15 protein-coding genes are annotated in these 19,685 nt (G+C 37.2%); 5 read left to right on the forward strand and 10 right to left on the reverse strand.

Annotated elements, in window-relative coordinates; genetic code table 11:
- The 4 genes from FW778_RS21945 to FW778_RS21965 form a co-directional block, all read right to left on the reverse strand.
- A partial coding sequence (locus tag FW778_RS21945) for a beta strand repeat-containing protein (protein ID WP_150417045.1) occupies positions 1-2,085 on the reverse strand: 2,085 nt, incomplete at its 3' end.
- A 985-nt stretch (positions 2,086-3,070) separates the two neighbouring features.
- Complete coding sequence (locus FW778_RS21955) at positions 3,071-5,584, reverse strand: DNA gyrase/topoisomerase IV subunit A (RefSeq protein WP_150417047.1); 2,514 nt, start codon at positions 5,582-5,584, stop codon at positions 3,071-3,073.
- A 65-nt stretch (positions 5,585-5,649) separates the two neighbouring features.
- Positions 5,650-6,465, reverse strand: a complete 816-nt coding sequence (locus FW778_RS21960) for a DUF1835 domain-containing protein (protein WP_150417048.1) — start codon at positions 6,463-6,465, stop codon at positions 5,650-5,652.
- A gap of 35 nt (positions 6,466-6,500) precedes the next feature.
- Positions 6,501-8,390, reverse strand: a complete 1,890-nt coding sequence (locus FW778_RS21965) for a DNA topoisomerase IV subunit B (protein ID WP_150417049.1) — start codon at positions 8,388-8,390, stop codon at positions 6,501-6,503.
- A 292-nt stretch (positions 8,391-8,682) separates the two neighbouring features.
- Between FW778_RS21965 and FW778_RS23340 the strand changes: the two genes are divergently transcribed.
- Entirely contained in the window at positions 8,683-8,856 is a 174-nt protein-coding gene (locus FW778_RS23340; RefSeq protein ID WP_202552432.1) for a hypothetical protein, read from the forward strand.
- A gap of 115 nt (positions 8,857-8,971) precedes the next feature.
- Complete coding sequence (locus FW778_RS21970) at positions 8,972-9,760, forward strand: SDR family oxidoreductase (protein ID WP_150417050.1); 789 nt, start codon at positions 8,972-8,974, stop codon at positions 9,758-9,760.
- Positions 9,761-9,769: 9 nt separating this feature from the next.
- Here FW778_RS21970 and FW778_RS21975 read toward each other — a convergent pair whose 3' ends face one another.
- Positions 9,770-10,825, reverse strand: a complete 1,056-nt coding sequence (locus tag FW778_RS21975) for a formimidoylglutamase (protein WP_150417051.1) — start codon at positions 10,823-10,825, stop codon at positions 9,770-9,772.
- Between the two features lie 35 nt (positions 10,826-10,860).
- Positions 10,861-12,096, reverse strand: coding sequence for an imidazolonepropionase (hutI, locus tag FW778_RS21980; RefSeq protein ID WP_150417052.1), 1,236 nt, complete (start codon positions 12,094-12,096; stop codon positions 10,861-10,863).
- Positions 12,097-12,261: 165 nt separating this feature from the next.
- Between hutI and FW778_RS21985 the strand changes: the two genes are divergently transcribed.
- The gene (locus tag FW778_RS21985) at positions 12,262-14,367 is read left to right on the forward strand and encodes a thioredoxin domain-containing protein (RefSeq protein ID WP_202552433.1); all 2,106 of its coding nucleotides are present in this window, start codon (positions 12,262-12,264) and stop codon (positions 14,365-14,367) included.
- Between the two features lie 8 nt (positions 14,368-14,375).
- On the opposite strand, the gene FW778_RS21990 is transcribed toward FW778_RS21985, so the two are convergent.
- A complete protein-coding gene (locus FW778_RS21990) occupies positions 14,376-15,620 on the reverse strand; it encodes a TCR/Tet family MFS transporter (RefSeq protein ID WP_150417053.1) in 1,245 nt (414 codons plus the stop codon).
- 187 nt (positions 15,621-15,807) lie between these two features.
- Between FW778_RS21990 and FW778_RS21995 the strand changes: the two genes are divergently transcribed.
- Positions 15,808-16,017, forward strand: coding sequence for a hypothetical protein (locus FW778_RS21995; protein WP_150417054.1), 210 nt, complete (start codon positions 15,808-15,810; stop codon positions 16,015-16,017).
- Between the two features lie 83 nt (positions 16,018-16,100).
- Here FW778_RS21995 and FW778_RS22000 read toward each other — a convergent pair whose 3' ends face one another.
- The 3 genes from FW778_RS22000 to FW778_RS22010 form a co-directional block, all read right to left on the reverse strand.
- Complete coding sequence (locus FW778_RS22000) at positions 16,101-16,412, reverse strand: hypothetical protein (protein WP_202552434.1); 312 nt, start codon at positions 16,410-16,412, stop codon at positions 16,101-16,103.
- Between the two features lie 345 nt (positions 16,413-16,757).
- Positions 16,758-17,228, reverse strand: coding sequence for a hypothetical protein (locus FW778_RS22005; protein ID WP_150417055.1), 471 nt, complete (start codon positions 17,226-17,228; stop codon positions 16,758-16,760).
- Positions 17,229-17,336: 108 nt separating this feature from the next.
- Complete coding sequence (locus tag FW778_RS22010) at positions 17,337-18,623, reverse strand: T9SS type A sorting domain-containing protein (protein WP_150417056.1); 1,287 nt, start codon at positions 18,621-18,623, stop codon at positions 17,337-17,339.
- Between the two features lie 343 nt (positions 18,624-18,966).
- Here FW778_RS22010 and FW778_RS22015 point away from each other — a divergent pair, with 343 nt between their 5' ends.
- Positions 18,967-19,296 carry a hypothetical protein gene (locus FW778_RS22015; RefSeq protein ID WP_150417057.1) on the forward strand — a complete coding sequence of 110 codons (330 nt, stop codon included), beginning with the start codon at positions 18,967-18,969 and terminating at the stop codon, positions 19,294-19,296.
- Positions 19,297-19,685: the final 389 nt, after the last annotated feature.

Genomic DNA, 19,685 nt, shown 5'->3' on the forward strand with positions numbered 1-19,685 from the left:
TAGCTTTTTGCCGGTTCCTGAAAAGGTCACTGAATTATAAATATCCAGGGCGCCGCCCAGGGAAACACCGGATGCATTGGTATTGCTGATGATGAGATTATTCAAAGCATTATTCTGAAAGGCACCGGCAGGAATGGTTTGAGCAGCCGAACCATTCATCTCTATAGTCCCATTGGCGGCATTAATGGTACCGTTGTTGGTTATGGTGCCGGAAATCTGCATAGTGGCATTTGTAATGGTTAACGTAGCACCCGGATTAACAATTAAATTTTGAACAGCAGCAGTTCCTGAGTTAAGGATAGGCTCATAAGGAACGCCCGAGAGAATTGTAAAATCAGGACAGGTATTGGCAATACCGTTTCCTGCCCAGTTTGCCGGTGTATTCCAGTTGGTGCTTACGCCACCTGTCCACGTATTCGGGTTAACGGCAATTGAAGCATTTGTTGTATAAAGAGAACATCCACCCGATGCAGCTATTGAATAGGTAACTGTATAAATTCCAGGAGCCGTGCTAACAAGATCAACAGTTCCGGTGGTCGCATTTATCGAAGCCCCGGATGAAAAAGTACCTCCTGTGCTTCCACTGAACGTTACAGTACCGGTTCCGGTGTTAGAGCAAAATGGTGTTCCGCCATAGGATATAGTGGCGGAAGGCTGCATAGTTACCGTTATTGTTGGGTCGCCTGTTTTATCTGATGCTATTGATGAACAGGTCCCGTTAGTCAAACTGCTGATGGTATAAGTTTTGGTACTTGACGGACTGACGTTTACAGTAATAGACGGTGCTGTTCCACTAAAGGCAGTACCATCTGAAAGAGTGCCGCTAATAGTACCTGCGCCCGTTACAGCGATATTTAAGCTGGCTGATGATCCGCTGCAGATGCTTGCTGATCCGCTGAGAGATCCGGTAGCACGTGCAGGTTGTGCATTAACAATAGCGGTAGTTGCAGGTGATATACATCCGCTGCTATCTTTTGCTGTAACGTTGTAGGTACCCGGTGATATGCTACTGAAAACTCCCGAAGTATTACTATATGTAATATCATCAGTACTATAAGTGATACCCATGCCCGTAGGTGCCGTTATTGTTATAGTCCCTGTAGCGACAGTACAGGTAGGCTGCGTTACAGAGACCGTGGGTGCCGCCGGCGCCACAGGTGGTGCATTAACCGTAACAGAAGTTACCGGCGAGATACAACCATTGCTGTTTTTTGCAGTAAGATTGTAAGCACCTGCCGACATACCACTAAATGCCCCGGTTGTATTAGCATAAGTAGCCCCGTCGGTACTGTAAGTCAGGCTGACACCTGTTGGTACCGAAATGCTTATATTTCCCGTAACTGCTGCACAGGTAGGTTGAGTCACAGAGGCGGTTGGTGCTGCCGGTGCTGGTTTAACAGTTAATACAACAGTATCACTCGTCACTAAATAATAGTTGGTGCCCCCCGTATTCGCATATAATCCGCTAATTATTGTATCCGATCCGGCAGCTGCGTTAGATAGGGCAGTACTTGTTGCAGCACTTGTATTATTGTTTGTAAAAATTCCGGAAGAAGGAAAAATGCTCCATTGGATCTTAAAAGCAACTCCCGAAGGCAAAACCTGGGATGCAGAAAGAGATGCGGCTGACCCATAGCAAATCGAGGGAGTGCCGGTGGTAGCACTAATGGTAGGCGTGCCCCCAATAGAATTTAATTGGGTAAAAGAGAATACAACATTGTTGGAGTTGTCATTCGTGCATGCATATTTTACCGCACCGATTTCTAAAATCTGGGATGCATTACCCGAAGTGGGCTGCAAACCCGGGGGGGCAGTTGGGTTGTTGACATAGGCGATAGTGGAACCCGCAGGTAAAACCAGGATCTTATTGGCATACCAATAAATTTGTCCACCGGTACCATAAATTAAAATCCGTAGTGGGGTTGAACTGGTAAAGGTTACGTCTGAATTAATTGCCATAGTACCATAAATTGAAATGGTACCTGTAGAATTTCGTAAGGTTGAATTTATAGCCGGATCTATACTGGCTCCTGCACTAATTGTATAATCGGCAAAAAGTTTATTGACATGAAACAACACGAGCATTGAAAAGATAATTACACGTTTTGAACATAAAAACGAAAAATCGATGTAAAAAGGTTTTCCCTTAGGAGTACATACCCGGCAGAAATTAATATTATGTTTAATATAGAAATCGAATATGGTGAATTTATTAAAGGTGTTCAATTGGTTAGGATTTATTAGCCTTTCACTGCCAGTTAATTATTGATAACGTATTTAGCTACTTTTTATTCTGTTGAATTGCAAATAGGCGCAATAATTTATAACATAAACAGGCTCAGATTATTATGCAATTACGCTGGAATACTATCAGTAAGATAAAAATGGATACCGCGATATTTAAGCAATTTCTGTCATTTGTCCTTGCAGAGGCAGGTGTTGTTGCGATTTTCCATACAGACGAAATCAAAGCCCAGGGAAATATTATTAAAGTAGTCATAACGATGCAAAAGGGGGTCGAACAAATGTCTTGAAGGCTGTCTCTTAGGTGTCTTCTTTTGGTCAAGTCCGTCACTGACGGAGTTGGGGCGAACGAAATAGCCGAGAACAGCCAGAAAACTATGGAGATACTAATCAATATTATATAACAAGTTGCAAAAAACCTATAGTATTTCGGCGAACTTTATAGCTGTACTCAAGTATGACTGCAAATGTAATTTTCGAACCGGCACTTAGAGAACCGGACCAGATAAGTATTATCAAATAAACATTTTTGTCCATTATTAAATTTAGCTGCTGTGAATAGCCTTACCATCAGCGATTATTTTATATAAGAACAATTTATGAAGACAAGGTGAAAACCCTTTGGGTTGGAACTATGCATGAGGATATGTGGCCGGGCACTTTTTCGGGAAGTATCAGTTTTAGCCATAAAGCGAACTGACCGGACGGTTAATGTAACTTACCCGCTTACTGAAAATTTTACTCGTTAAACCCCGCTGTTTAAGCAGTAGCCTAAGGTCTAAAGTTCCATAAGGGTTTTAAATTATATTAAATTGTAGTGTATTTTTTATTCAAACAATTCTTTTTGCAAAGTCTGGCTATCAGGATTTACCCATTCCAGTTGATCACTTTTGGAAAAGTCGGTGAGCTTGTTTCCTATGGCGCGCCAGCCCATTACCTCAACTACTTTGTTGAGTTTAATCTTAGCTCGCCTTATTTGCGAACCCCTGCCACTTTGCATTGCCAGTAGCGGTTCCGCTGCTGTAGTTACTTTTAGAAGGCGGTTCCCCTCCCCTTCTTTTATAAAAAGAAATTTCGTATTCAGTGTATTGGTTTCAATCTTGAATCGCTTCACATTGTATTGCAGCTTTTCGTTATCAAGATAAACGGCAGTAATAATTTTTTCAGGATCATATTTTTCTATAAGTTCAATGCTATCCCCATCAAAACGCTGGGTTATCTCCTGCCCTGTTATCTCGTAATTACCATCTTTATAAATGATCAGGATTTTATCATCGCCATCAAAGTTGCCCAGGAAAATTCCTTTCGATTCTGTATTAAGCCGCCCGAAAGTTGCATCAAACCAAAGTTTTCGTTTGTCTAAGGTTGATTTTCCTTTTTCTATTAACCGAACAGATTTAACAGGATATTTGGTAACCTGGTTGCCGATGCTGTTTCGGCTTCTAATATCCAGGGTTTCAAACGAAAATTCCAATTCCTTATTTCTTGCTTTCGCATTAGGAGATAAAATAATCTTTATCGTCTCTGCTTCACCGTTAGGGTTTACCGTAAAATAATGCACTTTACTTTTTCCATCACCTTTGGTAAGGTCATATTCCTTATCACGGGTAACGCCGGTTACATTAAAACGCTTTGCATAGCTGATCCCTTTTTTACCTTCAGCATAGATCATATTATAGGTGGTACGCTCATCGTTTTTCCTGAACACGGCTACGTGAATGATATCTTTGCCGATAAACACTTTGTCTGCCACTTTCACCACTTTCATTATTCCCGATTTAGTGAAAGCGATTATATCGTCTAGGTCGCTGCAATCATCAACAAATTCATCTTTCTTCAACCCCGTTCCTATAAAACCTTCCGAGCGGTTCACATAAATTTTAGTGTTGGCGATAGCCACAGCTTTTGCCTGTATGGTATCAAAAAGTTTTATTTCTGTTTTCCTTTCACGGTCTTTACCATATTTTTTCAGCAATTCTTCGTAATACGTTATAGCATATTCAGTAAGATGCGCCAAATCATGATTCACCTGTTTAATATTTGCTTCCAGGGCTTTTATCTGTTCATTAAGCTCATCAATATCCAGCTTATAAATTCTTCGTACAGGCTTCTCAGTTAGCTTAAGAATATCTTCCCTGGTAATATCCCTCCTGAGCTGTTTTTTATACGGAGCAAAAGCTTTGTCAATGGCGATAATTACTTTCTCCCAGGTTTCGTGCTTCTTTTCAAGCTCCTTATAAATTTTTTCTTCAAAAAATATTTTTTCCAGTGAGGTATAATGCCATTTTTCCTGGAGTTCCTGCAGTTTTATCTCCAGTTCTTTTTTAAGAAGATCCTTTGTATTATCCGCGGAAATTTTAAGCAAATCACTTACTCCCGGAAATTCCGGTTTCTGTCCATTGATTACGCAAGCATTTGGAGATATTGAGATTTCGCAATCCGTAAAAGCATATAAAGCATCAATAGTAATATCGGGTGAAATGCCGGGAGCAAGATCGATACTTATTTCAACTTCTGCAGCAGTATTATCTGTTACTTTTTTTATTTTGATCTTACCATTATCATTTGCTTTTATAATACTTTCAATTAACTGGGTTGTTGTTGTTCCGTAAGGAACATCTTTTATCAACAGGGTTTTCTTATCGTGTTCTTCAATCCTTGCCCTTACCCTTACTTTGCCTCCCCGAATTCCATTATTATAGTTGGTAACATCTATCATTCCCCCGGTTGCAAAATCAGGATAGAGTTCAAATTTTTTTCCCTTATAATATTTAATAGTGGCATCTATCAATTCACAAAAATTATGCGGCAGAATTTTGGTTGCAAGCCCAACAGCAATCCCTTCTGCTCCCTGCGCCAACAGCAATGGAAATTTCATGGGTAATGTAACCGGCTCATTCTTTCTTCCATCGTAACTCAACTGCCAATTAGTTGTTTTATTATTAAAAGCAACTTCTAATGCAAACTTGCTGAGTCTTGCTTCTATATATCTTGGCGCAGCAGCTTCGTCGCCGGTTCTCACATCGCCCCAATTCCCCTGTGTTTCAATGAGCAATTCTTTTTGACCAAGATTCACGAGTGCATCTCCAATACTCGCATCACCATGCGGATGATACTGCATACTTTGCCCGATGATATTCGCCACTTTATTAAAGCGTCCATCATCCATTTCTTTCATTGCATGGAGAATCCTGCGTTGAACGGGCTTGAGGCCATCTTCCACCGCTGGTACGGCACGCTCAAGAATTACGTAACTGGCATAATCCAGGAACCATGTTTTATATTGACCGGAAATACCGGCATCACTATGTGTGTAATCTTCTTTTATACTCTTTGCCATTTTCCTTGTTTAGTTTGCCACGACTTACATTTACTTCCACAGGTTGCCTTGTAAAAGCATGGCCATTAATTTACTTTCAATTTCACTTCAAAGTCTTTCATATTTTTTATATCACCCTGGGCATCTATCTTATTTTCCTGTATCATATGTTTAATCCTCGATATCAGGTATGCGTCACCGGTAGTTATCTTCGACCTGGAAAAAAAAGCATGTAATAATTTATTTACTTTCTGCCAATCAGGTGTAATTAATTTGATCAATTCATTATCATAATAATCATAATTGTGTTGTGCTAATTTTTTTCCGCCTTCCAGTGTTCTCACTCCTTTATTTTCATTGCACAATTTTGTCCATTCATCCGGATCTACTTCAAATTCACTTAGTGTTATAGGCCGCGCTAATTTTTTTGCTTTCAAAAATTCTTTAGGCTGAATTTCAAAAATATTGGTTGGATAAAAAATGTGTCCTTTTTCGTTTATGAATGGAAGATTATTTAAATACAAAATAAAAACGCGGCCCTGGAAATCTTTCAGTTGGCTCATTAACCAATAATAACCTGATACGTCATGTTGATTCTGTGCAGCCCAAATCCAGAGTACTTCTTCACTATTGGTTTTTAGTTTTTCTATTAATTCAGCAATCGTTTTATTATCATCAGCAACTGAGCCGTCATCAACAATTCCTTCATAAGGTCCACCGGACAATACTTCACGCCACCATTGCTTACGATTCTCCGTTCCTTCGGTTGAATAAATATCTTTAATCGGGCCTATTGCAAAATCATCTGCTATTTGAATGATATCGCCCTGCATGGATTCATCTAGTGCAATTGCTTTCTTTAATGTATCAGCGTCATTTTTTTGAAAAACTATATGTATCATTTATACGATTGAGAATTAAGAACTTTGATTTAAAATTAAATACCCGAAACCTCCGCTAAATCCAATTCCACTTTTAAATTATCAATAATAAAATCCTGGCGGGATGGAGAATTTTTTCCCATGTAATATTCCAGCAATTGCTGTATGTGAACTTCTGGTAAAAGCATTACCGGTTGCAAGCGAATATCGTCACCGATAAATTTCCCAAACTCTTCGGGCGAAATTTCTCCCAATCCTTTGAACCTCGTTATTTCAGGTTTATTACCCAATTTATTTATTGCTTTTTGTTTTTCATTTTCATCATAGCAATAAATTGTTTCCTGTTTATTTCTTACGCGAAACAAAGGAGTTTCCAAAATATAAACATGCCCGTTCTTAACAAGGTCAGGAAAGAACTGCAGAAAAAAAGTCATCAGCAGCAACCTTATATGCATACCATCTACATCTGCATCAGTCGCAATTACAATGTTATTATACCTGAGGTCTTCAAAGCCTTCCTCAATATTTAAAGCATGCTGCAATAAATTAAATTCTTCATTTTCATACACTACTTTTTTAGTAAGACCAAAGCAGTTTAACGGCTTTCCCCTAAGGCTGAAGACTGCCTGTGTCTCTACATTTCGCGACTTGGTAATAGAACCACTTGCACTGTCTCCTTCTGTTATGAAGATAGTTGTCTCCAGGCGTTTAGCATTTATTTCATTTTTGTTTTTACCTTCTGCCGCATCATTAAAATGAAACCGGCAATCGCGTAATTTTTTATTATGAAGATTTGCTTTTTTAGCTCTTTCATTGGCCAGCTTTTTTATACCCGCCAGTTCCTTTCGTTCACGTTCATTTTGTTCTATTCTTTTTTTAAGCGCTTCAGCCGTCTCAGGATTTTTGTGCAGGTAGTTGTTTAGTTCTTTTCCCAAAAAATCGCTTATAAAATTTTTAACGCTCGGTCCATTCTCAAACATGATCTGGGAACCGAGCTTGGTCTTCGTCTGGCTTTCAAAAACAGGTTCCTGTACCCTAACGCTGATTGCTGCGCATATGCTTCCCCGTATGTCGGAAGCATCATAATCTTTTTTATAAAAATCGCGGATCGTTTTTATATATCCTTCCCTGAAACCGGCAAGATGTGTTCCGCCCTGTGTTGTAAACTGTCCATTTACAAAACTGTAATATTCTTCTCCATACTGATTATTGTGGGTAATAGCTACTTCAATATCTTCTGCTTTCAAGTGAATGATAGGATAGCGGTTTTCGTCCTCATTAGTCTTGCGTTGCAACAGATCGAGCAATCCATTTTTACTTACATATCTTTTGCCATTATAATTAATAACAAGACCTGCATTAAGAAAGCAATAATTCCAAAACTGGTTATCTAAAAATTCAGGCAGGTAATGATAATTTTTAAATATTTTTTCATCAGGAATAAATTCAACCGCGGTGCCGTTTTGCTCGGTCGTTTTTTCTTCTTTATATTCTTTAGTTAGAAACCCTTTCTCAAATTCTGCAATTTTTTGTTTCCCTTCTCTAAAGGCAGTTACTTTAAAATAACTGCTCAATGCATTTACCGCTTTTGTTCCAACGCCATTAAGTCCTACACTTTTTTGAAAGGCCTTGCTATCGTATTTCGCGCCTGTATTTATTTTACTCACCACATCCACAACCTTGCCCAGCGGAATGCCTCTTCCATAATCACGAACGCTTACAGTTTTATCTTTTATCTCCACATCCACGTGCTTTCCAAACCCCATGGTGTGTTCGTCGATACAATTATCTACTACTTCTTTCAGCAGAACATAAATGCCGTCATCAGCGCTGCTGCCATCGCCGAGTTTCCCAATGTACATACCCGGCCTTAAGCGGATATGTTCTTTCCAGTCAAGGCTTTTTATGGAGTCTTCATTATAATCAAACAAGTTTTTATCAGCCATTGTTTTTCATATTTTGGGGGCAAAAGAAAGAAATTTTCGACAAAGTTTTTTATCAACTTTATAGATTTAAGGAAAAAGAAATTTTTTTGAGAACAAAAAAAATAATTTCCTTTTATAAGTCGATAGCGCCAAATATAATGAAACGGTTAGCCAAAAAAACCTGAATGTTTTGAACAGGTGTGAATAAACATTGCCGCAGTAAAATAATTTTTTTGTCATATATGCGTTCTCAATCTTATTTAACAAAATCCAACAAAACAAAAATGTAGATTTATAAAATAAAATTTTAAGTATGAAAAAAATCCTCCTTTTGTCAACTATTGTGTTATTGTTTACCGCCTCTTCATTTGCATCGCCACAGGCTAATAAACCTTTTAAGCATCACAAGCATCACAAGCACATGATGAAGCATGGTAAAAATCACAAACAAGCCACCATGCATCATCACAAAGAAAAGAAAGACTAAAAGTTTCAACATCATTTAAAAAACTGCCTTTAACCGGGCAGTTTTTTTATGGCCTGATATTTTCTTTTTCAAACAGATAAAATAATTTTTCTTTGTTCTTAATTTAAATTTTATAATGAATCTTGATCTGAAAGGAAAAAAAGCAATCGTATGTGGGAGTACCCAAGGTCTTGGCTTTGCTTCAGCTGTCGAACTTGCTTTACTTGGCGCAGAGGTAACACTGGTGGCAAGAGATGAAAAAAAGCTTAAGGAAGCAGTAAAAAAATTAGATATCACTTTCGGGCAAAAACATACATATATAGTTGCAGACTTTCACTATCCGGAAGTTGTAGAGAAGTCAATTACTAATTACATGGTCAATAATAGCACCGTTAATATTTTAGTAAATAATACCGGTGGGCCAAAAGGGGGCAATGCTGTTGATGCTGCGCCGGAAGACTTTCTACAGGCATTTAATAGCCATCTTATTTGTAATCATATTTTAATGAAAGCGGTGCTTCCATCAATGAAGGCATCCGGATATGGGCGTATTATAAATATTATTTCAACATCGGTAAAAGAACCAATCCCGGGGCTTGGAGTTTCCAATACAATTCGTGCAGCAGTAGCCAGCTGGTCAAAAACATTGGCCGGTGAATTAGGAAAATTCGGTATTACGGTAAATAACGTTTTGCCGGGATATACAAGGACCGCACGATATGATTCAATTGTAAAGAACAAAGTGGCTGCTACCGAAAAGAATGAAAAGGAAATAGAAGCAGATTTTATAGCGGCAATACCTATGCAAAAAATTGGAACGCCCGAAGAATTTGGTGCGGCTGTGGCTTTTTTATGTTCCCCTGCAGCATCTTATATTACAGGAATAAATTTACCGGTTGATGGCGGAAGACTGGCGTGCCTGTAATACATTATCTTATTTATTTTTATGAGCCTTTATAAAATCACTTACGAGGTAGCTGATTAACTTTCCCGTAGAATTATTTACTTCACCACTTTCTAAAGACGAAGCTCCTTCGCAAATATGTAGATAAGCGATCTTTGAATCAGTAGCTACAAAGTTTATAAACTGTCTTGCATGCAATGTTGTTATACCACAAGGTGTAGCAGCACTGCTTAAAACATTTTCTATTGAATCTAGATCGAGTTCTATACCGGTATAATTATCTTCGGTAAAACCGGTAGCATGCGCAACTGCCTGGATGAAATTTCTTTTTTCATGAATAAAAATATCCTCGTAAGTAATACAATCAATAAAAGGATTATTTACCATATCGATCCATACATTTTGTTGCAAATAATTTTCATGTAATCCTACTATGCAATATTTATTGAGGTAGCCATCTTCATCCGCGTAACGAAATGCATTACCGCTGTGCCTTCCTTCCAGGGGCCTGTAGTCGGCATGTGCATCAACATTAATGCAATTAATTTGCGCCAATGGAATGACTTCAGCTTTGAAAAGTCCTTTGGCTGCACCTTTCAGGGCAGGATAAGCATTGTTATGGCCGCCGCCAATTATGATCGGAATTTTTTTTAATTGGGTTGCTGTTTTTATTAATTCTTCCACTTCATTATCAATTGCGTTTACCGCATGGCGGTATGCTTCTAGTTTTTCATCGCCGGTTGCAGCATTAATATTTATAAGATTTTCTATATCACTAAAATCAAAATGACCGGCAACTAAGACATTTTCACCGGTGAAAAAATCATTGCTCTGGATATTTAAAAAAGAATCAAGAAAAGGAAACCAGCTTGAAGCTGCTCCACCCTTGCCCATATTCGCTTTCACACCAATATCTTCAGGTATTCCGATAACGACGTATTCAGCTTCTGTTTGGGAAATAGTTTCCGTGATATCTGAGGAATCCTTGCTACAGGAAACACATTCACCGAGTTTTGTTTCAAACTTACGGAGACGCGTAAGCGAAAGAATATCTTTTTTATTGTAGCCTTTAAAATGTGGCAGCATTTTTATATATAGATTGAAATTTATAATTATTTCATTTAAATAAACTCTCCGTTTAGCATTACCTTATCAATTAAATCATTTCCAAATGAATAGGGAAGGTAAGCAATGGAAGGAATCGGTTTTGTAAAAATTAGATTTGCTTTTTTCCCAACTTTAATGCTTCCATAATCTTGTTCAATCTCCATGGCAAACGCGCCATTTATGGTTGCCGCATTAATGGCCTCTTCGGGTAACATTTTCATTTGAATGCAACTTAACGCAACAACAAAATTCATGTTCCCTGAAGGTGATGAACCGGGGTTATAGTCGGAAGCGAGTGCAATGGCAGCGCCGGCATCGATAAGTTTTCTTGCAGGCTGGTAATTCATTCTTAAAAAAAATGCTGCCGTGGGAAGTAAAGTCGAACAACGATTAAATCCCCCAAGCATTTTAATTTCTTCCTCCGTTAGAGTTTCAAGGTGGTCAAGTGAAACTGCGTTTAATTCAATACCTTTTTCTATTCCTCCAATGCTGTTAAGCTGGTTCACGTGCAGTTTTGGTTTTAACCCAAATCCCTTTCCTGCGAGGCAAATAGTTTCCATTTCTTTTGCAGAAAAAAATCCTTTTTCACAGAAGACATCTATATAATCTGCAAGATTTTCTTTTGCAATTAAAGGAAGGATTTCATTGACCAATAATTGAATATAATCCTGGTGTTTATCTTTGTATTCTATGGGAAAAGTATGAGCGCCAAGAAAGGTTGACTTTATTTTGAGCTGGCTCTTTTCTTTTAGCTTTTTAATTACTCTCAGCATCTTTAATTCACCTTCTAACGATAATCCATAGCCGCTTTTAATTTCAATTGCCCCGGTTCCCATTTTACTTACTTCTTCGAGTCTTTTCCATGCCTGGTGGAACAATTCATCTTCAGAAGTTTCATTTAGTTTTTTTGCTGAATTTAAAATCCCGCCGCCATTTGCAGCAATTTCAGCATAGTTTAATCCTTTTAACTTATCAATAAATTCATTTTCCCTGCTTCCGGCAAAAACAACATGTGTGTGGCTGTCACACCAGCAAGGCAGAACCATACAATGTTCTTCAACCTTATTTTTTTCAGAAATTGGGTGCTTATAATTATCCATTGATCCATATTCTGAAATGATTCCATTATCAACTACCAGGTAAGCATTTTCAATAATGGGTAATTTAGAAAGGCTTTTTCCGCGAACAATATAATTATCTTCCCGGGTATTGACAAGCAGACTGATATTTGTAAAGATTTGGGAAGACATGAATGCTAATTTATGTAAAAAAAAATGAGCGTTTTATTTTGAGGGAATAAATCAATATTAATTATCCAATTGGACTTGTCGGTTATTTATCTTTGCAGCGGCAACTTTCAATATTTAGTTCCCGCCGTTATAATCAACTCAGCATTACTAAAATGTAATTGATAAATGTTATGTAATAAACTTTATACTTTTTATTTTGTTTTGCTTTTCTGGGCTCTTTCTTCCTGCGGGCAACAAACATCAAAAAAAGAAAATAAAATTATGTACACTAATGCATTGATACATGAAACAAGCCCTTATCTTTTGCAACATGCACATAACCCGGTAGATTGGTATCCGTGGGGAGATGAAGCACTTGCCAAAGCAAAAAAAGAAAATAAAATGCTATTGATAAGTGTCGGCTATGCGGCTTGCCACTGGTGTCATGTGATGGAACATGAAAGCTATGAAGACACTGTTGTCGCCAATATTATGAACAAAAATTTTGTTTGTATAAAAGTTGACAGGGAAGAACGGCCTGATGTAGACCAGGTTTATATGAATGCCGCCTATCTTATAAATGGGAATGGTGGCTGGCCATTAAATGCACTGGTAATGCCGGATGGGAAGCCTTTTTTTGCAGGAACTTATTTTCCAAAAGATAAATGGATTCAACTTTTAAAATATTTTTCTGACTTATATAAAAATCAAAAACAAAAGCTGGAAGAACAGGCTGATCATCTTTCCAAAGGCATAAACGATATTGAAAATGTGCCTAAGAATACTACTTCAGTTTCGTTTTCTGCAATTACTCTGGACGACATGTTTTCAACATTAAGCCAAAGAATAGATATGGATAAAGGAGGAACTAAAGGTTCCATGAAATTTCCTATGCCAGCCATTTGGGAATATCTTTTACAATACTATTATTTCAATAAAAATACAAATGCTTTAAAAGCTGTTGAAATTACCTTGCAACACATGGCGTATGGTGGAATATATGACCAGGTGGGCGGTGGTTTTTCAAGATATGCAACTGATCCCAACTGGCATGCTCCACATTTTGAAAAGATGTTGTATGATAATGCCCAACTTGTAAGCCTTTACAGTCACGCTTTTCAGCTTACGAAAAATTCATTGTATAAAAGAATAGTTTATGAAACGATTGCTTTCGTTAAGCGTGAACTTACTTCGCCGGAGGGTGGATTTTACTCTTCACTGGATGCCGACAGCGAAGGTGAAGAAGGAAAATTTTATGTATGGAGTAAAGATGAAATAAAGGAAATACTTGGAAGTGATGCTGAAATTTTTTCTGATTATTTTGGTATAACAAGCAAAGGCAATTGGGAGCCTGGTAAAAATATTCCTGATATAATTGAAGGAGAAAAAGACATTGAAAAGAAATATGATCTTTCTGCTGATCAGCTTCAAAATAAAATTGATGAGCTTAAATTACAAGTTTTAAAAGCAAGAGGAAAACGTATTCGTCCGCAAACTGATGATAAAATATTAACCGCCTGGAATGCCCTGATGACAAAAGGATTGATTGATGCCTACGAGGCTTTTGATGAAAAAGATTTTTTACAAATGGCTGAAACGAATATTGGTTTCCTTTTAAAAAATATTTCAACAAAAGAAAATGCATTATATAGAAATTATAAAAATGGTAAAGCCACTATACCTGCTTTTTTAGACGATTATTCTTTTATGATAAGTGCTCTTATTGATTATTACCAGGTGAACTTTAATGAAAATTATTTGCAAAAAGCGAATGACCTCACTCAATATGTTGAGCAACATTTTTATGATAAAACTACCGGAATGTATTTTTATACTGATGACCAACATAGTAATTTAATCGCCAGGAAAATGGAAGTTCCGGATAATGTGATTCCGTCATCCAACAGTGAAATGGCAAAAAATTTATTGCTGCTTGGGCTTTATTTTGAAAATAATAGTTACGAGAGTCAGTCTGCTCAACTTGTAAAAAATGTAATAGATGATATCAAAAAAAATCCTAGTTACTACAGCAACTGGGCGCAGGTTGTGGCTTTACAAATAAAGCCTCCATACGAAGTGGCAATCCTGGGAAATGACTGGCAACAAAAGCTTTCTGAATTTCATAAACAATATTTACCCAATACAATTTATTTGGGTGGCGTTAACGAAGGAAATTTATCGCTCCTGCAAAATAAATTAGTGAGTGGTAAAACGTTTATTTATGTATGCGAAAATAAAACCTGCCAGCTTCCGGTAGAAAGTGTTGAAGCTGCAATGAAGCAGATAAAGTGAATCATTATTCAGGTAAGTGTTTTAATGGTGTAGTCCTCTCCTTCTTTTTCTTTGTTTAATACCTTGTAAGCAACTATTCCGGCACCAGCCATTAATATAGCTCCCAATACAAAAGGAGCGCCGGGAAAATAAATGGATGTTGATTTTGAAGTAAAGTGTGCGAAGAGACTTGTCATAATAACCGGGCTAAGAATAGAAGTAGCGCTTATTAAACTTGTTAATGCGCCTTGCAATTCGCCCTGCTCATTTGCAGGCACATGACCTGTAATGATTGATTGCAGGGCAGGGCCGGAAATTCCTCCAAGACAATAAGGAATTAAAAAAATAAACATCATCCATCCCTGTGTAGCACAAGCAAACAATACTAACCCAAATGCATACAAGCCGAAACCGATATAGATACTTTTTATATTTCCAAGTTTAGGATTGATATATCTTATTAATACACCCTGCACAAGACCAACAAGCAAACCAACTGTTCCGAGAGAAATACCAATAAGTTTTGGACTCCAATTAAAACGTTCAATCCCGAAGAATGACCAGACACTTTGAACTGACTGTCCAGCCATATAAACCAGGAAGAAAGAAATAGCAAGAGCTGCAACCGCCGGATATTTTTCTAAATGTTTGAAGGCTCCAAAAGGGTTGGCTCTTTTCCATTCAAAATTACGTCTATTCTCAACCGGTAGAGACTCTGGTAGCACGAAGAACCCATAAAAAAAATTAAGGAATGTAAGACCTGCTGCTGCTAAAAATGGAATCCGTGAACCGTATTGTCCAAGTAATCCTCCTATAACGGGGCCGATAATAAATCCCAGGCCAAAGGCAGCGCCAATCAGTCCAAAATTTTTAGCCCTGTCTTCAGGTGCACTTATATCGGCAATGTATGCAGTAGCTGTTGTAAAACTTGCACCCGTGATTCCTGCAATAATACGCCCTACAAATAACCATCCTATAGTTGGGGCGAAAGAAAGAAAGATATAATCGATCCCGAAACCAAATAAGGAAAATAAGAGAACAGGCCTGCGCCCATATTTGTCACTGAGATTACCAAGAAACGGTGAAAAGAAAAATTGCATAATTGCGTAAGCGAATGTGAGCCAGCCCCCATAGCGGGATGCCAGGCTAATGTTACCGTGAATTAATTCTTCAATAAGTTTTGGCAAAACGGGAATTATTATTCCCAGCCCCGTTACATCGATAAGGAGTGTGAAGAAAATAAATCCAAGTGCTGCTTTTCTGTTAGCTGGCATTTAATATTTTTTTCAAAGATGAAGGAAAATAGAAACGTAACAAATTATTTTACATTGCTGATAAATTATGTCATATAGGAAAGGTTGGTAAGATAATTGTAACGGTCTGGTGGATGCGTAAGCTCTTACACAACCAGGCTTATCATTAAAATATCAATTAATAATTTTTCAAAATAAAAAATGAAACATGAAAACAGCAGGATGGGTTTTAATAGCTCTGGGAATTATAATGATCATCGTCAGGGGCTTCTCAGTGCCCGTAAAAAAGAACATTGTAGATGCCGGACCTATACAAATTAATAAAACTGAGAATAAATGGATTGGCTGGCCAACTTATGCCGGCGGGCTTATCGCTGTAATAGGAGTTGTATTGGTAGTAGCAGATAGGAAAAAATAAATACTTGAAAGCGAAGCATTTTTCAGCAACTTATTGATAAAAAAACCTGGCTTTAAGCCAGGCTTTTTTATCAATTAAGATTCTTACAACAGAAGAATCAAAAGCAATATTATAATGATAATAGCGCCAACTGATAAATAAATTCCCTTGCTGTCTCTCTTAACTTCCTTTTTCATTTCTTTTACTTCCTTTCTAAGTGCTCTCCTTTCTGATGAAGTAAGATCACTCTTGTCCATGTCCCTGATTTCTTTCAGCCGGTTTACCAACTGCTGCGCATGTGCATCATTGTTTGTTTTTTCGGTAGTCACAGGAGTTTCATTTCCTGCAAAAGCAGGCATTACCAGGCTTGTGCACATAGCCATTAATAATACCGGGATCATTTTTTTTAAATTCATTGTTGATTTTTTTAAGTTAAAAATAATTACAGTTAGTAAATGTAAATATAATATAAAGGCTATAAATTACATTTTACATCGCTAAAATTACCTGTATCAAAATTTGAACCAATAATCGTATAAAAACAGCTTTATTGCTAAATACTTTAATCATTTCAACTTATCCAATAAAAAACCATCAGCCAGGCTGATGGTCTTAGCGCTGCAAAGCGCACAGATTATTTTTAGGAATTCTCTCTAGCCCAATGCCAGTAAAGAAGTCCATGTATCTGTAGATAGCATGAATACCTCCTTTTTATTTGATGATTAATAAAGTTAGTAAAAAAATAAAAACAAGATATAGATTCAATTTTTTTTTAATTGCTTTCTTAGATCATATTGAAGATCGGGATGGAGTGTGGAAAGAGCTAAGTCTATTTTATTCAACTGCATTTCATACATATTTAAAAGCTGCCTGCTTTTGTGAAGCGGTATAGAAAACTCTAAAATGTTATTACAAAAATGAATAAGTATTTCTGCTTCGGCCTGTTTAGACAAGGAAAATTTTATATGCTTATTGACATATCTTAGAATTTTTCTAAGGCTTTTTTTTATAAAATAAACATTTGAATTATTTATCCCGCCAAAGTATTCGGTTGTTTCATTTTTTATGTTTTCAATGTAAGTACTTATATCGCCTTCTTCAAAAAGAAGGAAAGCAAGCAGTTCTTTATTTTCTTTTTTAAATTTTGCCAACCGCAGGCAAACGGAAAGAAGCTCGTCTTTGTTCTTATGCTCTAACTCTTTTTTAAGTTCATTTAAAGCTGGGGTCTTCATAATTAAGTAAATATCGGTAACAACTTAATTTAATAAAAATTATTCCTGCTTATCACAAAAAAAAGGGAAACCTAATGGTTTCCCTTTGAGGCAAATGCCTGTGTAGTGTTATTGTTTAATTACTTTATTGTTATACAGAAGTTCACCATCTGCGTTGCTTATATTAAGTATATACATCCCTTGTTGCAAATTAGAAACATTAGAAAAGTTCATACGTGTATTTCCTGTAGAAATCGCCCACTTTTCGAAGGCAACCTGTTTACCGGTAATGTCTACAAGCCTCGCTGAAACTGATTGCTCAATAGCGCTTGAGAAATCGACTGTAAGTGTATTATAAAATGGATTGGCTAAAACGGAAACGGCTGTTTTGCTAAAATTGAGGTTTATCCGAACTGTTTTCGAATATTTAAAATTGCCATCTAAGTCCACTTGTTTAACGCGATAAAAATTAACTCCGTTGAGAGGTGTAGCGTCGAAAACATTGTAATTTTTAACTACTGAGCTGTTGCCTGCTGCATTCACTGATGCTACAAGGACCCAGTTAGAATTGCCGTCAGCACTTTTTTCTACATCAAAACTATTGCTATTAATTTCCTGAGATGTAGACCATTCAATACTCACACCACTTCCCTTTTGCCTTGCATCAACTCCTAAAAATGATACAGGTAACTCACCGCCTTCAGGGCATTGTGAGAATTTAACGTCATCCATAGCGAAATCGTTTCCACAACCTCCGACAGTTCCATCGCTGAGAACAAGCCGTATGCTCTTAACAACAAAAGATCCTGTAGACGGAAGTGTAAAAGATGAGCCTAATGGGACCCATGTAGGAGCCGAAGGGGCAGTTTGAGCAACAGGCGCTGCAGTATAGGGAGATCCTGAAAAAGGTGTCCAGATGTTCGCTTCAGAAAGATATTCCACTCTAAAGCTTATGTTGGGAAGTAATGCGTCTACGCCACAAAGACCTAATGTATCAATATTCATTATATACAAACTTGCGGTATAAGTACCGGGAGTAAATCCCTGGGCGTTGTCAATTTCGTGGCTATAATAGGTTTCCTCCTGGCCATTAATTACCATCATTTTACCATCAACATCATTTGGAGTATGATCTCCAGAGTTTTGCCATTCAGGCTTTTGCTGGGTATTATTTATCACCCGATAAATTCCTTCTGCTCCCAGTGAACCGGTTGCCTGGTATGTTAACCCGGTTGTGACAACATCAGGGTCACTTGTGGGAGTTGTGCCTACCCCGAAAGTTTGTGAAAATAACACCCTTTCATTAGTACAGCTAATTTGGGCGTAGGTTTTTGTCGCAATTGAACTAACAAGCAATACAATTGTTAACAGAAAGCAGGCAATTATTCTTGCGTAGTAAGTAAATTTCTTTTCCATAAAAAAATTTTAAAATGTAAATAATTATGGAATTCTAAGGAAAAGGGATGAATGTTTTCAGAAGATTACATCATATCAAGATGTAATGGGGATAGAAGAAAAACAGTCTTATCAAAGGAAAGGATTTAATATCAGTCGGTAAGGAGAGCAAACATAAAATAAATTATTTGTAATTCGAAACAAATAGTAAATTTTTTTTTCATAAGTAAAATAGCAGTTTTTGGAATTAATTGCCAATGGCAGTTAATAATTGCCATCATTTGCTATTTAATTTTTGTGTAAAAATTGCTCATCTCCATTCAACTGGCACAGAATTTATTGCTTAAAAATTTAAATATATGTCATGAAAACTATTATCATTTTATTGCTCACTTATTTTATAGTTTTAAATAACGGGTATGCTCAATCCACTTCGAAGTCTTCCTATCCGGTGGCAAGCTCATTACCCGATGCCGGTCAAAGTAATGTTTACCAAAAGAATATTGCCAGACATTATAATGCTCACCCGATAAATTCGGATACACTTTATAAGGCGGACCAGAAAAGTGTTGAGAACGATCAACAATCAACAATTTACATGGATACGAGATTGGGCAGCAGTTCTAAAATGTATGACACTTATGAAAAGAATGACTATGGCGCAGGAGCAATTACAACGAACCCAAATAAATAGTCCGGCGTTTTCTTAGCTACTCTTTTAGAAATTTTGCCGGGGTTACCATCCTGGCTCTATTGAACATAAGAACACCATCTTACGTAGTAATCGTCGGCAATCTTTAATACTTTGACTGTGTATTTTCAATGTCGAGATGGGTGTATACCATCATAGTGCTTATTAGGTTGCCTAATAAACTTTATCTTCAGGTTCACTTGTTTTTAGCACTATGTATGCGAACTCTGATTATATTCATGAAAGGAAATGTTATTCCTATCTTAATACATCTATAGAATAGGGCGCTTCTCTCCTACTTGCCTATAAGAATGAAATTAATCAAGTTCGATCCGGGTTATTGGAATCAATTTGTAACCTTCAGGATTAGTCATTTTATCAGTTGAGAGGAC

Origin of the sequence: Ginsengibacter hankyongi, from assembly GCF_008710285.1 — a bacterium.
Classification (GTDB): domain Bacteria; phylum Bacteroidota; class Bacteroidia; order Chitinophagales; family Chitinophagaceae; genus Ginsengibacter; species Ginsengibacter hankyongi.

What these genes read in the sequence shown, in the direction of transcription:
- FW778_RS22015 (WP_150417057.1), top strand. Translation starts at nt 18,967, where the DNA reads ATGAAAACTATTATCATTTTATTGCTCACTTATTTTATAGTTTTAAAT.
- FW778_RS23340 (WP_202552432.1), top strand. Translation starts at nt 8,683, where the DNA reads ATGAAAAAAATCCTCCTTTTGTCAACTATTGTGTTATTGTTTACCGCC.
- FW778_RS21985 (WP_202552433.1), top strand. Translation starts at nt 12,262, where the DNA reads ATGTTATGTAATAAACTTTATACTTTTTATTTTGTTTTGCTTTTCTGG.
- FW778_RS21990 (WP_150417053.1), bottom strand. Translation starts at nt 15,620, where the DNA reads ATGCCAGCTAACAGAAAAGCAGCACTTGGATTTATTTTCTTCACACTC.
- FW778_RS22000 (WP_202552434.1), bottom strand. Translation starts at nt 16,412, where the DNA reads ATGAATTTAAAAAAAATGATCCCGGTATTATTAATGGCTATGTGCACA.
- hutI (WP_150417052.1), bottom strand. Translation starts at nt 12,096, where the DNA reads ATGTCTTCCCAAATCTTTACAAATATCAGTCTGCTTGTCAATACCCGG.
- FW778_RS21955 (WP_150417047.1), bottom strand. Translation starts at nt 5,584, where the DNA reads ATGGCAAAGAGTATAAAAGAAGATTACACACATAGTGATGCCGGTATT.
- FW778_RS21960 (WP_150417048.1), bottom strand. Translation starts at nt 6,465, where the DNA reads ATGATACATATAGTTTTTCAAAAAAATGACGCTGATACATTAAAGAAA.
- FW778_RS21965 (WP_150417049.1), bottom strand. Translation starts at nt 8,390, where the DNA reads ATGGCTGATAAAAACTTGTTTGATTATAATGAAGACTCCATAAAAAGC.
- FW778_RS21995 (WP_150417054.1), top strand. Translation starts at nt 15,808, where the DNA reads ATGAAAACAGCAGGATGGGTTTTAATAGCTCTGGGAATTATAATGATC.
- FW778_RS22010 (WP_150417056.1), bottom strand. Translation starts at nt 18,623, where the DNA reads ATGGAAAAGAAATTTACTTACTACGCAAGAATAATTGCCTGCTTTCTG.
- FW778_RS22005 (WP_150417055.1), bottom strand. Translation starts at nt 17,228, where the DNA reads ATGAAGACCCCAGCTTTAAATGAACTTAAAAAAGAGTTAGAGCATAAG.
- FW778_RS21975 (WP_150417051.1), bottom strand. Translation starts at nt 10,825, where the DNA reads ATGCTGCCACATTTTAAAGGCTACAATAAAAAAGATATTCTTTCGCTT.
- FW778_RS21970 (WP_150417050.1), top strand. Translation starts at nt 8,972, where the DNA reads ATGAATCTTGATCTGAAAGGAAAAAAAGCAATCGTATGTGGGAGTACC.